Raw genomic sequence first — 15,385 nt, 5'->3', positions numbered from 1 at the left:
TGATGCTCCCTCACTGGACAACAAAAAAGCCGCCCCGGTTCCAAACCGGGGCGGCTTTTCTTGCGCTTTAGCGTGAACGCTGGCGGAGGCGCTGCATGTCGAGAATGACGACGGCGCGGGCTTCCAACCGCAACCAGCCACGCTGGACGAATTCGGCCAGTGCCTTGTTGACGGTCTCGCGGGAAGCGCCCACAAGCTGGGCCAGTTCTTCCTGCGTGAGCTCGTGGGCAACCAGGACGCCGTCGGTGGCCGGGCGGCCGAAGCGGTCGGCCAAGTCCAGGAGTGCCTTGGCCACGCGGCCGGGTACATCGGAGAAGACGAGGTCGGAGAGGGAGTCGTTGGTGCGGCGCAGGCGGCGGGCCAGTGCCTGCAGCAACTGTGCGGAGACCTCGGGACGCGTGCGAAGCAGTGCGTTCAGGCTCTCGTTCTTGAGGCCGGCAAGGCGGGTCTCGGAGACAGCCGTGGCCGTTGCCGTACGGGGGCTGGGGTCGAACAACGCCATTTCGCCGAAGAGTTCGCCCGGGCCGAGGATGGCCAGCAGGGACTCGCGGCCGTCGGGTGAGGTGCGGCCGAGCTTCACCTTGCCGGAAACGATGAAGTAGAGCTGGTCACCCTGGTCGCCTTCGCGGAACACGGAAGCCCCGCGTGAAAGGTCCACCTCTGTGAGTTCGTCCGTCAGCAAGCGGAATGCGTCGTCGTCAAGGGTGGCGAAGAGGGGTGCGCGGCGCAATACCTCGATGTCCATGAAATCTCCTGAATATAAGTTTCGGTCGTGGCGCTCCAGCCATTGTTTCAGAATTTTTGAGCTTCTGTGACGTACTTGGCACGCGAAACGCTGAAATGGCGCGGGTTTGGGGCGTTCCAGGCCCCAAACGACGGCACGAAAGAGGCGTAAGACCGCCCTGCCGAGGTGATGTGACTAACGGTTGGCTGTCAGGGTGCACAACTACAATTGGCGCTACCCGGCTATGAGGAGCATTGGTGTTTGGCTTGACGATATTGGATTTGGCATTGATCTTGATGCTCCTGTCCTACCTGATCTATGGCCTGCGCAACGGCTTTATGGTCACTTTGGGCGGAATTGCAGGATTCATTGTTGGCGCCATCGCCGCGTTCATTGCCGTACCTCTCGTCAGCAACTGGGTGACCGACAGCGGTTGGAGGCTGACCGCCACGGTGGGTGCCGCCGTCGTACTTATCGCGTTGGGACATGGGCTGGGAACCATGATCGGGCGCAAAATCCGCCACGCGGTGCGGATCAAGCCGTTGCATGCCGTGGACCGGCTGATCGGTGGCGTCGTGAGTGTGGTGGTTGCCGCGCTGGTGATGTCCATGTTGGCCTTCAGTATCAGTTCCTTGGGCGTGCCGTTCGTGTCGCAGCAGCTGGCGGAATCCCGCGTCATCCGCTACATCGACAACATCACGCCCACACCGGTCAAAAGCACCATGGCGCAGTTGCGCTCCACGGTGATCGGCGACGGCATTCCGAAGCTCATTGAAGGCATCGGCCCCGTCACGCCCGTGCCCGTTCCCAATGCATCCACGGACACCCCTGCGTTGAACCAGGCCGCGGAATCCGTACTGAAGATTGCCGGTACGGCCTTCGAGTGCGGCCAGAACCAGACCGGGTCCGGATTCGTCGTATCGCCCGGGCGCGTCGTCACCAACGCGCACGTGGTGGCGGGCGTGTCGCAACCCGTTGTGGAAGTTCCCGACGGCGGTGCGTTGCCGGGTCGCGTGGTCTACTTCGACCCCCAGCGGGACATTGCGGTCCTGGCCGTGGACGGACTGCAGTCCAGCCCTCTGCCTCTGAGCCCGGACCTGCCTGATGGAAGCCCCGCCGCTTTCGCCGGCTACCCGCATGGCGGCCCGTTCCAGTCCAAGCCCGCCACGGTGCAGGGAATTTCGCCCATTTTGGTGCCGGACATTTATGGCAACAATCCTTCCCCGGAGCTCGTGTACAAGCTTGCCGGCGACGTTCAACCGGGCAACTCCGGCGGCCCATTGCTGACGATGCAGGGCCAAGTGGCGGGCCTGATCTTCGCCAAGACCACCACGGACGCCGCCCTGGGATTCGCCTTGACCATGACCGACCTGGAACCGGTAGCGGCCCAGGCTCCCGGACTCAGCGAATCGGTCTCCGCCGGGCAGTGCACCCGCAAGTAGCGGCTCTTCTCTCACATGGTGAGTGTTTTAGCTTGGTGCTCTCTCATACTTTGGTCGTGATTCCCGGACACCCGCGAGCAGCTATAGATTGGGAGCCATGACTGAAGCCACCCCCGCCACCGAAGCCGGTCGCGGCACCATCCTTGTGATCAATGGACCCAACCTCAACCTTCTGGGCACGCGCGAGCCCGAGAAGTACGGAACCTCCACGCTGGCCGACGTCGAGCAACTCGCCATGACGGCAGCCGCGGCCCACGGGTTCACCGTTGACTGCGTGCAGTCGAACCACGAAGGCGACCTCCTGGATGCGATCCATGCAGCCCGCGGAACCGCCGTCGGAATCGTCATCAATGCCGGGGCCTTCACGCACACGTCCGTGGCTCTCCGCGATGCCCTCGCGGCGGTGCAGCTGCCCGCCGTCGAGGTCCACATCACCAACGTCCACCAGCGCGAAGAGTTCCGCCACCACTCGTACCTTTCCGGCGTCTGCAACGCGGTCATCGCCGGTGCCGGGGTCCTGGGCTACAAGCTGGCCATCGAGTACCTGGCAGAAGCCGTCTAAACCCTGCCGGTGAGCGAGGGTTCCCGGGAAGCCTGTGGGTTGTGAGCGAGGGTTCCCGGGAAGCCCGTGGGTTGTGAGCAAGCGTCAGAGGGCGGTGAAACGCAGGAGGATTGCGTGCTCCGGGTTCAGGACGGGCATCGGCAGCCCCACTTCACCCAGGAACCGCCCGGTAGCCTCTGCCCAGGAAGCCAACCACGGTGCCGGCTTGGCCTCGATGAACGTGTGCCCGTAGTCGGCATCGACGGGGGTCGGGAACAGAAGCTCCACCCGGTAGGAACGTAGAGGATCCAACCCCGGGATCGCCACCCGCCCGATGCGCTCGGCGAAGCTCGTCGCCGTCTTGACCACAGCGAAAAGCGCCGCGGTGGCACCCGCTGGAGTGCCGCCGTCGTGCTCCGAAGCCACGACGCCGTGCACCATCAGTGACTCGTCCGGCCCGTCGGCCCGCACCATCCGCCCACTGTGGATCAACGCGCGGTGCTCCGTGTACAAGGCGATGAAGCGCTTGAGCTCCTCGCGATCAGCCCCCGTGACAGAGCGGACGTCCCACTCCATCCCGAAGTGACCGAACAAGGCCGTGATGGCGCGGAACGAAAGGTCGTGGGTGCGTCCGGTCGTATGGGACGTGGCCGGCCCAATGTGCCCGCCGACCAGTTCGGGCGGAACCACCAGGCCGGTCCAGCGCTGGATGGTTTGCCGTTCAAGGGCGTCGTTGCAGTCCGAAGCCCAGATCCGGTCCGTCCGCTCCAGGATCCCGAGGTCCACGCGGGCGCCTCCGGAGGAACAACTCTCGATTTCCACGGTGGGGTGCGCCGCCCGGAGGGCATCGAACAACCGGTAGGCGGCCAAGGTCTGCTCATGGACCGAGGCGCGGCCGCCATGACCGTGTTCCAGGAGATCCCGGTTCTGGTCCCATTTGAGGTAGCTGATGGTGTTTTCGCGCAGCAGGGTGTCGATCCGGTCGTAGACGTACTGCCAGGCTTCGGGATTGACGAGGTCGATGACGTGCTGCTGGCGCCATTCGAGCGGAAGCCGGCCGCCGTCCTTGTACGAAGCAGCGGAAGGGCCCACGATCCACTCGGGATGCTCACGGGCAATGTCCGAATCCAGGTTCACCATTTCCGGCTCCACCCAGAGCCCGAATTCCATACCACGGGACGTCACGGCGTCGATCAAAGGAGTGAGGCCGGCGGGCCACAAAGTCTCATCCACGTACCAGTCACCCAGTCCGGCGTTGTCGGACCGACGCCCCCGGAACCAGCCGTCGTCGAGGACGAACCGCTCAACACCGAGCTCGGCAGCAGAACCCGCCAGTTCGATCAACGTGTCCAGGCTGTGGTCGAAGTAGACCGCCTCCCAGGTGTTGAGGACCACTGGGCGCGGTGTGCCCACATGGTGCGGACGCGAGCGGAACCAGCTGTAAAACGCCTCGCTGATGCCGTCCAGCCCACGGTCGGAGTAGGCAGCAAACAGCGCAGGCGTCGTGTAGCTTTCGCCGGGCTGCAAGACGACTTCAGCGGATCCAAGCAGCTCGGATCCACCCACCATGGTCCGGCCATCGGCAACGCTGTCGGCAAACTGCTCGTGATTGCCGCTCCATGCCAGGTGAGTGGCCCACACTTTGCCGTGGCGGTTGCCAAAGCCCGCGGTCCCGGCGGCAAGAAGCAGCGACGAATCGTGGCCTGTGCGGCCGTGGCGTCCGGTGCGGACCCAGGTACCTTGCTGGATCGCCCGCCGCTGCGGGTGCCGTTCACGGCACCAGCGCCCGGTCAGGTCCAGGAGTTCGACGGCGTCCGGCGCCACCGGGAGCATGGTTGCCAGCTCGTCCACCTGGAAAGGTGACGAGCCGTCGTTGGTGGCAGTGTGCCGCATTTCGAGAAGCCCGCCCGGGTGCAAGGTGAGGTTGCTGGTCACCGAGATGCCGGCGTCGGGATCTGACTGAAGCACGACGGCGGTGATGCCGTCCGTCGTCGCACGCACCACGCGCAGGCGAACGGAGAAGTCAAAGCCGGGTACGCCGTCGGTGATGCGGTGGCCGCGGAGCCCTTGCCTGCCCTGCCACGATGACGATGCCTGGGGGAGGAGCCCGGCGGGGACATTGGCGTCGATGGACGACGGCGGGATGGGTTCGTTGAGGATGGCAAGGTCCGGCAGGGAATCGCCCAGATCTGCTCCCCAGTGGGTGATCTCAGCCTCTCCACGGTGGGTGCTGATCACCAGGCTGGTACCTGCGGAACGGAGATGGAGCGGTTGCATGTTGTGAGTCACTTTCAGCTGGGGTGGGCTCTGGGCCCTGGACGAAAAAGTTGTGGGGCCCGTTCTGCGCGCCTGAGGGGCGTCAGAGTGCGCAGAGCGGGCCCCACAACGGGAGGGTTGTTACTACTTCGCGAAGAGTGCGTTGACTTGCTCGTTGGCGGCTGTCAGCGAGCTGGCCGGGGCCTTGCCGGCGAGCACCGCGTCCACGGCAGGCTTCATGATTCCGGAAACCTTGGAGGCGTTGTCCGTGATCGGGAGCATGAAGGTGGTCTTGTCCTTCACATGCTGGGTGAAAGCGCTGACGTCCACATTCTTGGCCTTGAAGGCGTCTGCGGCCTTCTCGGAGGAGGTGGTGATGGCCGGGAAGACAACAGCCTTCGAAGCTACGACGTCCTGGCAGGCGGCGGAGCCGAGGTATTCCACCCACTTGACGGCGGCGTCCTTCTTCTTGGTGCCGGCCCACACGGAATCGGCCAGGCCGTTGAACATGGAAGCGCGCTTGCCATCGGGGCCTTGGGGCGTGGGGGCGATGCCGAGGTCGATGCCCTTGTAACTCGTGTACTGGCCGATCATCCAGGAGCCGTTGCTGTTGATGGCGGCCTTGCCTGCACCAAAGTTGTCGGCGGCGTTGGCGCCAACGGTGGTTTCAAGCTTGGGCATGTAGCCCTTCGCAGCGAGCGAGGCCCACCAGCCGATGGTGTCCTGGAGCTTCTTGTCGTCGTAGTTGAAGTGGGTGCCCCAAGGGTTCTTGTCTGTGGTGGTCCAGCCGGTGGTGGCGGACAGGTAGCTCCACTGGGTCTGGCCGGCGTTCTCGGCATCGGAACCCGGGAGGCCCAATCCGTAGACGGCAACGTTGTCCTTGTCGAAGCCGGCTTCGTCGCCGCGCTTGCCGTTCTTGTCGACCGTGAGGTGGGCGATGACCTTCTCGTACGTGCCGCCGTCCTGTGCGTTCCAGGTCAGGGAGCCCATTTGTTCCGGGGTGATGCCGGCGTCGGCGGCCATTTTCTGGTTGTAGAACAGTGCCACGGTGTCCCAGTCCTTGGGCAGGCCGTAGCGCTTGCCGTCCTGGCCTACCCAGAGATCAGCGAGGCCTTCGTTGTACTGGGAAAGGTCCACGTTGTCCTTCGAGACTGCGTCATCGAGGGCCACCAGCTGCTTGGTCTTGAGGAAGTCCGGGTACTTGGACAGGTGGTCCGTGAAGACGTCCGGTGCAGTACCGGAGGCCATGCCGTTGGTGAGCTTGGACCAGTAGTCGTCCCAACCGGTCTGGGTGATCTTGACGGTGATGTCCGGGTTGGCTTTGGTGAAGTCGGTTGCGCACTGCTGGTAGGCGGGGAGCTGGTTGGCGTCCCAGAGCCAGTAGTTGATCTCGCCCTTGGCAGAGTCTCCGCCGGAACTGCCTCCGGAGTTTCCGCCGGAGCAGGAGGACAGCGCGAGGACGGCGGCTGCCGCGACGGCGACGGCGCCGATTGCCTTCTTGTTCATCATGGTTGGTCCTTTCAGGACTGGATGGGTGCGTGCCGGCGCATGCCGGTTTCCGCGTGAGCAGGTGGAGAGAGCTATTTGGTGCCGTTGAAGCCGATGGAGTTGACGATCCGTTTGCCGAAGATGGCGAAGAGGATCAGCACGGGCGTGGCGGACACGAGCGTTGCGGCCATGAGCCCGGACCAGTCCGGAGCGCCTTGCGGGGACTGGGATTTGAAGACTCCCAGTCCCACGGTGAGCACCCTGGATTCCTCGGAGGTGCCTACGAGCAGGGGCCAGAAGTATTCGTTCCACTGACCCATGAAGGTCAGCAGCGCCAGGGTCGCGATCGGGGCAGCGGCGTTGGGCATGATGATCTGGAAGAAGATCCGCCAGTGCTTGGCGCCGTCGAGCATCGCAGCTTCTTCCACTTCCCTGGACATGTTCAGGAAGAACTGGCGCATGAAGAAGATCGCGAACGGCGTCATGAACAGGTACGGCAGCACGAGTCCGAGCATGGAATTGAGCAGGCCCAGGTTCTTCACGAGCAGGAAATTGGGCAGGGCGGTGAAGATCGGCGGGACGAGCATGGTGGCAAGGAACAAGGAAAAGACCGCGTCGCGCCCTTTCCACCGCAGCCGGGAGAATGCGTAGGCGGCCATGGAGCTGAAGAACACCGCGCAGGCTGTCGTGATGCCGGCGAAGAGCAGGGAGTTCCACAGGTACTGCCAGAAATTGATCGAGGCGCCGGAGCCGCCTTCTGCGATGGCCTCGGAGGCAGTCTGGAGGCCGAAGACCCGCTTGAACGCACCCAGGTTGAAGTCGGCCGGGAGCAGGTTGGCGGAGTTGGCGGCGAGGGAGCCGTTGGAGGACAGGGCCGTGCGCAGCACCCAGTAGAAGGGCAGGATGCTGACGGCGATCGCAAGGGTGAGGAGGGTCAGGGCGATGGCGCGGCGCCAGTTGAAGGGGCGGCTGAACGGGCGACGGCGGCCGGTGTTCGTGGGTGAGGTGAAAGTGGTCATGGCGTGTCCTTAGTCCAGGTCCGACTGGTTGCCGCGGAGGAATTTCATCTGGATAAAAGCGACGATGGCAAGGATGAGGAAGAGGATGACAGCCAGGGCGGATCCGTAGCCGAAGTCCTGCTCGTTGAAGGCGCGCTGGTAGATGTAGAACTGCAGCACGCGGGTGGCGTTGACGGGACCGCCGGCCGTGGTGACCGCGACGGTGTCGAAAACCTGGAAGGAACCGATCACGGTTACTACCAGGACCAGTACCAGAACCGGTCGCAGCAGCGGGAGGGTGATTCGCCAGAAAGTGTTCATGGCCTTGGAACCATCGATACTGGCGGCCTCGTAGACGCTGTTCGGGATGGCCTGGAGTCCGGCGAAGATCAGGAGGGCTGTGTAACCCATGTGCCGCCAGGTGTTGATGAGTGCCTGGGTGGGGATGGCCCATTGCTCGCTGCCGAAAAAGGCTACCCGGGGCAGTCCGGTCCATTCGATGATTTGGTTGATGATGCCGATCTGGTAGTCGAGCATCCAAAACCACAGGAGGGCCGCGATGACGTTTGCCATCAGGTACGGCATCAGGAGCGCACCGCGGATGATGGTCGACTTTGCGACGCGGTGCATCAGGATTGCCAGGCCCAGGGCCAGCGCCGTCTGAAGGACGATGTTGATCACTACGTATTCCGCCGTGACGTTCAAGGCGTTCCAGAACAGCGGATCCTTGGCAATGCGTTCGTAGTTCCGTGCGCCGATCCATTCCGGGTCGCCGAGGATGCTGTATTCGGTGAAGCTGAGGTAGATGCCCCGGATGGTGGGGACGAGGTAGAAGAGGATCAATCCGACCATCGCTGGAGCTATGAAGAAGAGTGCGACCTTCAGGTCTCCGATGCCGCGGAACCCGTCGGATGGTTTTCCCCGCTTCCGTGACTTCCGCGGCGCCTTGGCCGAGAGCCCCGGATCCGGTTGCTTGGTGAGCGTGGTCATCGTCGACCCTTTCGTGGGAGTGATGCTGGTAACAACTGGAGGCGAATCTACACGAGTAGATTTTGGCTTGGCAAGAGCTGACGCACGATTTTGATGAAAAATGTTCAGAAATGTTGTTTCTGTTGACTCGTGTAGATCCTGATGCGAAACTCGTCCGTACGTGTCATGCGACAGACAAACGGCTGCACCCGTAGCCACAGGAAAGGTAAACAATGACGTTTTCGATAGGTGTTGTGGGCGCCGGGCAGTTCGGCAGCCAGTTCGCCCACCTCTTCAAGCTCCACCCCGGTGTCAGCGAGGTCTACGCGGTGGACGAGCTGCCCGAACGCGCCGCCGCAGCGCAGGAGCGCTGGGGGCTGGACGGCACCATGGCCTCCTTCGAGGATCTGTTGGAGTCCGACGTCGATGCTGTCGCCATCTTCACGCAGCGGTGGACGCACGGGCCCTTGGTGGAGCAAGCCCTCCGGGCCGGAAAGCACGTCTACTCAGCGGTTCCCATGGCCATCTCCGAAGAAGAGATCGAGCGCATCATCGAGGCCGTCCGCGAGACGAAACTGGTCTACGCCATGGGCGAGACCAGCTACTACAACCCCGCCACTGTCTTCGCCCGGCAGCAGCACCAAGCCGGCAAATTCGGCCGGATCTTCTACACCGAGGGCGACTACGTCCACGACATGGACCTCGGCTTCTACGAGGCCTACCAGTACAGTGGCGGGGAACGGTGGAAGGAAACTGCCAGCTACCCGCCCATGCTCTATCCCACGCACGCCATCGGCGGGGTCCTGGGCGCCGTGCCCGGACATGCGGTCAGCGTGAGCTGCATCGGGGTCAAGGACCAGCGGGGCGACGGCGTCTTCGACAAGGACGTCAGCATGTTCGCCAATGACTTCTCCAACGCGACCGCACTGTTCGAAATGAACGACGGCGGTGCGATGCGGACCAACGAGATGCGCCGCGTGGGCTACCCCTCGCACATCCGGGAGTCCCGGTTCCGCTTCTTCGGCACCGAAGCCAGCTTCGAGCAACTGGCAACCACCACAGTGTGGCAGGACAAGTCCACCGTGGAGGACGTATCCGAGCAGGTGGAAACGAAGCCCACCATGTCCGCCGATGATCCCTCACTGGCTGACGTGGCTCCGGAGCTGCGGGACGCCTTCATCTCAGGACTGGCCCCGGTTCACGACCAGTCCCGCCTCCCGGAAGAGTTCCTCGGGGCGCCCAATGGACACGAGGGCAGCCACCAATTCCTGGTGGACGACTTTGTGACGGCTGTGAACAACCGCAGCCTTCCGCCGGTCAACGCTTGGGTGGCTGCCCGCTTCACCCTTCCCGGCATCGTGGCCCACGAGTCCGCACTTCGGGGCGGGGAGCGTCTTCCCATCCGCGACTTCGGTGATGCTCCCGTGGAGTAGCTAGCATTTACCCCATGACAACAACAGCTGTACAAACCCCGCGCGGCCCGGTTACACGCAAAGACGTGGCCCGGTACGCCGGGGTGAGTACCGCCGTCGTGAGTTATGTGGTGAACGGTGGGCCCAAGAACGTGGCCCCGGCAACGGAAGCCAAAGTCCGCGAAGCCATCCGCGTCCTCGGCTACCGGCCCAACGCCGCGGCGCGCGCGCTGAAGCTGGGTTCCAGCGAAACCATTGGTGTGGTGGTGCCGGACAACACCAACCCGTTCTTCACCCAGCTTGCCCACGCGGTGGAGGACGCCGCGGCCGAACTCGGCTTCGGCATGGTGCTGACGAACTCGGACGGAAGCCTGACCCGCGAACGCAAGAACATCCGGACCCTCGCCGCCCGGCAGGTGGATGGGGTGTTCCTGGCCAGCTGTGTGTTCGATCCCGATGTCACCGAACTGGAAGCCTCGGAAATCCCGGCTGTCCTCCTGAACAACGCAGGATCCCCGCCCGGCTTCAACAGCGTCGGAGTGGACCTGGAGGCCGGGGCACGGGCGGCGGTGGGTCACCTGATCGGCCATGGACACCGCAACATCGGCCTGGCGATCGGTACCAACACAGGCAACCAGTTGGATGGCCGTGAGGTCGGCTGGCTCGCCGCCCTGCGCGAGGCCGGGTTGCCGGACGGTCCGATGCTCCACGGACCCTTCAGCCGTCCCGGAGGCTACGAAGTGGGCAAGCGGTTCCTCTCCATGGCGAACCGTCCCACCGCCATCTTTGCCAGCAATGACATGCAGGCCATCGGCATTCTTCGCGCCCTCCACGAAGCCGGTGTCCGGGTTCCCGACGAGTTGGCCCTGGTCTCGTTCGATGGCTCCCTGGACGCCGAATACAGTTGGCCGGCCCTCACCACGGTTGCCCAGCCGGTCAAGGCGATGGCACAAGCGGCAGTCCGGGCCCTGGTGGGCAAGGGGCGCGGCGAGGAACTGCAGCACCAGATCCTGCCTACCGAGCTCATCATCCGGCAGTCGTGCGGCTGTCAATAGCTCCGCCGAGGTGGCATTTGATGACAATTTTTTATGGGCAAAGTCATAGGGTCGTTGCAACGCTCTGATTGATGGAGCGTTTTATGGTCAAGTTGTTCCCCAAGGCTGCGCGTACTGAGTTTCTTGATTTGGTGTGTGCGGGGATGCCTGTTCGTACTGCTGCCCGGCGTGTCGGGGCGGTGCACGCTACCGGGCACAATTGGTGGGTTCAGTCTGGCCTAATGATGACCGTGAACCGGGGTGCTACCGGAGGTCTTGCCGATCCTGCTCCTTCAGTCGGGGGCCCTGGCCGTGCGTTGGGTCTGGAAGAGCGAGGCATGATCCAGATGGGTGTGCGGATGGGCCTCAGTTACGCGAAGATCGGCGCATTGATCGGGCGGGATAAGTCCGTAGTTTGGCGGGAGGTCAAACGCCACACGAGCGCGGACGGGAAGTACTACGCCTCGGTCGCTCACGCCAAAGCGCATCAGGACAGGCGCCGTCCCAAACCCTTCAGGCTGGCCAAGGACGAGGGTTTGTGCCGGCTGATCGGCGTCTGGATGGATGACGGGTGGAGTCCGAAGCTGATCTCCTCGATGTTGGCGTATTACTTCGGTGACGATCAGACTATGCAGGTGAGCCACGAGACGATCTACCAGGCCCTTTACGTCCAAACCCGCGGGAACCTGCGGGCGGACCTGGCCGAAAAGCTCAGCCTGAAACGCAAACAACGCATCCCCCACGGCACTGACCGGCGCGCCAACAGCCCCTATAAAGAGGCCTTCAAGATCAGCCAACGTCCCGCCGAGGTCCAGGACCGGGCAGTGCCCGGGCATTGGGAAGGTGACCTCATCATCGGCGCCAACGGGACAGCGATCGGAACCTTGGTGGAACGCTCAACCCGGTTCACGATCCTGCTGCACCTGCCAGGGGACCACACCGCGGAAACCGTTGCCGCCGCGATGATCCGGGAGATGGCCTCCCTCCCGGATCACCTGCGCCGGTCGATCACCTGGGACCGCGGCACCGAACTGGCCGACTACGCAAAAATCCAGACCGCTCTCGATACGACGATGTACTTCTGCGACCCGCACTCGCCCTGGCAGCGCGGCACCAACGAAAACACCAACCGGCTCCTGCGGTTCTGGTTCGAGAAAGGCACTGACCTTTCAGTGCACACCCCCGAGGACATCCGCCTGGTCGCAGCGAAACTCAACCGCCGCCCCAGACCAACACTGAACCTCGAGACCCCAGCCAACCGGCTAAACCAGCTGCTACAAGCGGCCTAACCCCCAGCGTTGCTCCCACCAATTGACTTTGCCATGCAAACACTGTCATCAAATGCCACCTCGGCGCGGGCAGTGGGGGCTACGCGGGCAGCGGGGCCTACGAGTCCATGCTCGCGTAGCGCTCCGGGCGGGCCAGCACCTGGCCGATCTGCGCAGTGCCGGCCGCGACAGCCAGACGGACCAGCAGGAAGCCGGCCGCGAACACCCCGCCGATGGTCAGGAACACCACAGGCTGGGTCAACAGGACGGCACCTGTCAGCGGCAGGACCAGGAGCGCGGCAGCGGCTGCGGAAATGCCCGCCACCAGGAACAGGGGCGACATCACCGCCTTGACCCGTGCCGCCACCATCAGTTTCCGGGGCATTCCCAAGCGGTCCAGGGCTACCAGTGTCGAGGCCCGGTCAAGGACTGCCGCAGCTTGGTTCACCCCGGCTGAGCATGCCACCATCAGGAACGAACCCAGCAGCGTGATCATCACACCGGTATTGATGTCCCGGACCAGCAAGGCGGTTTCGTCCCCCGCACTGCCTCCCATGGTGTCGGCCACCGCCATGCCCACCCCGACGAAGACTCCCACAAAACTGGTCATCGCGACGCCCCCAACTTGCCGCCACGATTCCTTGGGACTCTCCAGTACGGTCCTTGCAGCCAACAACTGCTCCGGACCCTTGGCACGCTTCAATTGCGAGGATGCCCGCAGGCGCAGGATCCAGGGGCCCATGAGGTTCAGCGCCAGGAGGGCCAAACCGAAGCAGCCGCCCATCACGGCGATGATCACAATGAAGGCCCCGAAGCTGCTGAGCATCCCCATCGCCACCACTCCGGTCACCACAACAACAGCCGCAATGAGACCGCGAACCCAATGGGCGCCGTCGGCCGTCTGCCTGGTCCGGACGCCCAGCGGCGTCACCACCACCTTCCGCAGTCCCAACGCGGCGCTCGCCGCTGCGAGAACGCAGACCGCCAGGACGCAGCCCAGGATGGAAGGCACGGACAACCACGCGTGGCCGCCGATCGCCTGACCGCGGAACTGGATCAGGCCCAGGAACGGAGCCGCGCAGGCGTACAGTCCGGCACCGGCCACCGCGCCTACAGCTGCCAGGGCCGTGGACTCAATGACCGTCATCCAGACCACCGTCGCGCTGTTCGCGCCCAGCAGACGCAAGGAAGCCAAGCGGTCATCACGACGCCGGGCGGCCAGTCGCGCGGCTGAGGCGCCGAGGGTCAGCAACGGGATGATGAGCAGGACCATGGCGACGACGGCCAAGGCCTGGTAAGTGCCGGCGATGTCGTCAGTCCAGGACCAGAAGACCTGTGAGCCACCGGCCACGGTGAGCAGGAGGGCAGTGACGGTCCCGAAGGCAAGGATGGGCAGCCCGGCGTCGCGAAGGGCGGTTTCGCGGAGGCTGCTGCCACTGCTTCGCGCGAGATACGGGGTGAGGCGCAGGGCCAGGCTGAGGCTAGACATTGAAGGCACCCTTGAAGTTGGTGGTCGCGGGAGCCGCCTGGACCGGACTGGCAACGGTGCTGCCGCTGTCCGCCACGATCCTGCCATCGCGGAGTTCCACCACGCGTTGGCAGCGCGCCGCCACATTGGGATCGTGGGTGACAACCAGCAGGGTCCGCCCGTTGGCGGCCACAGAGTGCAGCAGCACATCAAGGACCTCGGCTGACGTTGCCGAGTCCAGGGCGCCGGTGGGCTCATCGGCAAAGACCACCCTGGCACCTGTCACCTGGGCGCGGGCGATGGCCACACGCTGGACCTGTCCGCCGGACAGTTCACCGAGCCGGCGCTGTTCCATACCCGCCAGGCCCAGGGCCGCGAGCCACTCCGCAGCGCGGGACTCGGACGTCGGGCGGTCGGTGCCGTTCAGCATCAACGCCAGGGCGACGTTCTCCACGGCAGTCAGTTCCGGCAGGAGCATTCCCTGTTGGAAGACGAAGCCGAACTCTTCACGTCGCAGGCGCGAGAGTGCCGCGTCCCCCAGGCTGTCCAACCGGAGCGGCGCCGAGGGAGTGCTCAAGGTGATGGAGCCGGCGTCGGGCCTCAAAATTCCGGCGAGGCAATGCAGAAGCGTCGTCTTGCCCGAACCTGACGGCCCGATGATCGCGATGGATTCCCCGGCGTTCGCAGTGAAGTCGACGTGGTCCAGGGCGATGCTGCCGGGGTAGTGCTTTGTGAGTTGCTGAGCGTGGAGGATGGCGTTCATAAGACCAGCATCGCCAATGAGCGCACGCCGCAGCGTCCGTCTACCGGGTGAACTCTGCGCGCCGGCCTCCACCCGGGGTATGAGGGCTTACGCCTCCGCGATCCTCAGTTTCGCGACGCTTTCAGCCAGTACGCGGCGCGCATCTTCCCCAAGAAGCGAGTCGGTAATGAGTTCATCCGTCTCTTCCAGCTGGGCAATCGAGGCAATGCCCACCACGCCCCATTTGCTGTGGTCGGCAAGGACAACGGTGCTGCGTGCCGAGGACATGAAGGCGCGGTCGGTCTCTGCCTCCAGCAGGTTGGGCGTCGTGAAACCGGCTTGCGCGTCCATGCCGTGGACACCCAGGAAAAGGAGGTCAAGGTGGAGCTGCTTCAGCGAAGCGGTGGCGATCGGGCCTATCAGGGCGTCCGACGGAGTGCGCTCGCCGCCGATCAGGATCACCGTGGATCCGAAGCGGCCAGGGCCCGAGGAAGCGCCGTGGTGGAAAAGATCCGCAATCCGCACGGAGTTGGTCACCACGGTGATCCGGGGCCCATTGACCAGTTCCTTGGCCAGGGCCCAGGTGGTGGTACCTGCACTCAGGCCAATCGCCATGCCCTCCTGGACCATGGAAGCAGCCTCGACGGCGATGGCATGCTTTTCGGCGGTAAGCTGCGTGGATTTCAGTTCGAATCCGGGTTCGTGGGTGCTGGCGTCGCCGGGCAGCTTGGCTCCGCCATGGATGCGCTCAACCCGGCCCGTTTCCTCGAGGGCTTCGATGTCCCGGCGAACGGTCATGGGGGAGACACCCAGCTGTTGGGCAAGATCAGAGACCCGCACCACGCGTTCGCGCTGGACGGCATCGATGATGGCGGAGTGGCGTGCTGCCTGAAGCATCAGGGCCTTTCTGGGATCCTCGTCAAACATGGGTCTGAGTCTGGCTCCAGTCTAGGGCGCGGCCCCCGTTTAAAGGCGTGACGACGCCATTAAACGCACGACGTCGCCGCTCGCCTCGGGAGGTGAGCGGCGACGTCGTTATGCCG

General features: G+C 64.1%; 13 protein-coding genes. 5 read left to right on the top strand and 8 right to left on the bottom strand.

The window, feature by feature from the left end; translation table 11 throughout:
- Positions 1–67: 67 nt before the first annotated feature.
- Positions 68–745, bottom strand: a complete 678-nt coding sequence (locus ACNAOU_RS18085) for a Crp/Fnr family transcriptional regulator (protein WP_011775987.1) — start codon at positions 743–745, stop codon at positions 68–70.
- Between the two features lie 236 nt (positions 746–981).
- Here ACNAOU_RS18085 and ACNAOU_RS18080 point away from each other — a divergent pair, with 236 nt between their 5' ends.
- The gene (locus tag ACNAOU_RS18080) at positions 982–2,166 is read left to right on the top strand and encodes a MarP family serine protease (protein ID WP_110503676.1); all 1,185 of its coding nucleotides are present in this window, start codon (positions 982–984) and stop codon (positions 2,164–2,166) included.
- A 97-nt stretch (positions 2,167–2,263) separates the two neighbouring features.
- Entirely contained in the window at positions 2,264–2,728 is a 465-nt protein-coding gene (gene aroQ / locus ACNAOU_RS18075) for a type II 3-dehydroquinate dehydratase (RefSeq protein WP_018777047.1), read from the top strand.
- An 84-nt stretch (positions 2,729–2,812) separates the two neighbouring features.
- Here the strand turns inward: aroQ and ACNAOU_RS18070 are convergent, their stop codons facing one another.
- The 4 genes from ACNAOU_RS18070 to ACNAOU_RS18055 all read right to left on the bottom strand — a co-directional run bounded on the left by ACNAOU_RS18070 (position 2,813) and on the right by ACNAOU_RS18055 (position 8,439).
- Positions 2,813–4,984, bottom strand: coding sequence for an alpha-galactosidase (locus tag ACNAOU_RS18070; RefSeq protein ID WP_422757419.1), 2,172 nt, complete (start codon positions 4,982–4,984; stop codon positions 2,813–2,815).
- A 123-nt stretch (positions 4,985–5,107) separates the two neighbouring features.
- Positions 5,108–6,472, bottom strand: coding sequence for an ABC transporter substrate-binding protein (locus ACNAOU_RS18065; RefSeq protein WP_018777045.1), 1,365 nt, complete (start codon positions 6,470–6,472; stop codon positions 5,108–5,110).
- 71 nt (positions 6,473–6,543) lie between these two features.
- Positions 6,544–7,470 carry a carbohydrate ABC transporter permease gene (locus ACNAOU_RS18060; protein ID WP_039242850.1) on the bottom strand — a complete coding sequence of 309 codons (927 nt, stop codon included), beginning with the start codon at positions 7,468–7,470 and terminating at the stop codon, positions 6,544–6,546.
- A gap of 9 nt (positions 7,471–7,479) precedes the next feature.
- A complete protein-coding gene (locus ACNAOU_RS18055; RefSeq protein ID WP_422757418.1) occupies positions 7,480–8,439 on the bottom strand; it encodes a carbohydrate ABC transporter permease in 960 nt (319 codons plus the stop codon).
- A 212-nt stretch (positions 8,440–8,651) separates the two neighbouring features.
- Here ACNAOU_RS18055 and ACNAOU_RS18050 point away from each other — a divergent pair, with 212 nt between their 5' ends.
- From ACNAOU_RS18050 to ACNAOU_RS18040, 3 genes are all read left to right on the top strand, one after another.
- The gene (locus ACNAOU_RS18050; RefSeq protein WP_064721405.1) at positions 8,652–9,851 is read left to right on the top strand and encodes a Gfo/Idh/MocA family protein; all 1,200 of its coding nucleotides are present in this window, start codon (positions 8,652–8,654) and stop codon (positions 9,849–9,851) included.
- A gap of 14 nt (positions 9,852–9,865) precedes the next feature.
- Entirely contained in the window at positions 9,866–10,885 is a 1,020-nt protein-coding gene (locus ACNAOU_RS18045) for a LacI family DNA-binding transcriptional regulator (protein WP_039242847.1), read from the top strand.
- An 83-nt stretch (positions 10,886–10,968) separates the two neighbouring features.
- On the top strand, positions 10,969–12,153 hold the full coding sequence (locus ACNAOU_RS18040; protein WP_039243563.1) for an IS30 family transposase: 1,185 nt from the start codon (positions 10,969–10,971) through the stop codon (positions 12,151–12,153).
- 97 nt (positions 12,154–12,250) lie between these two features.
- Here the strand turns inward: ACNAOU_RS18040 and ACNAOU_RS18035 are convergent, their stop codons facing one another.
- From ACNAOU_RS18035 to ACNAOU_RS18025, 3 genes are all read right to left on the bottom strand, one after another.
- Positions 12,251–13,621, bottom strand: a complete 1,371-nt coding sequence (locus ACNAOU_RS18035) for an FtsX-like permease family protein (protein ID WP_422757417.1) — start codon at positions 13,619–13,621, stop codon at positions 12,251–12,253.
- Positions 13,614–14,363, bottom strand: a complete 750-nt coding sequence (locus tag ACNAOU_RS18030) for an ABC transporter ATP-binding protein (protein WP_018777039.1) — start codon at positions 14,361–14,363, stop codon at positions 13,614–13,616. Before ACNAOU_RS18030 ends, ACNAOU_RS18035 begins: the two co-directional genes overlap by 8 nt.
- 87 nt (positions 14,364–14,450) lie before the next feature.
- On the bottom strand, positions 14,451–15,239 hold the full coding sequence (locus ACNAOU_RS18025; protein WP_422758694.1) for a DeoR/GlpR family DNA-binding transcription regulator: 789 nt from the start codon (positions 15,237–15,239) through the stop codon (positions 14,451–14,453).
- Between the last annotated feature and the right edge of the window lie 146 nt (positions 15,240–15,385).

Origin of the sequence: Paenarthrobacter sp. C1, from assembly GCF_049315185.1 — a bacterium.
Taxonomy (GTDB): Bacteria; Actinomycetota; Actinomycetes; order Actinomycetales; family Micrococcaceae; genus Arthrobacter; species Arthrobacter nicotinovorans.
Note: the sequence above shows the minus strand (reverse complement) of the source record. Positions and strands in the feature narration are given on the sequence as shown.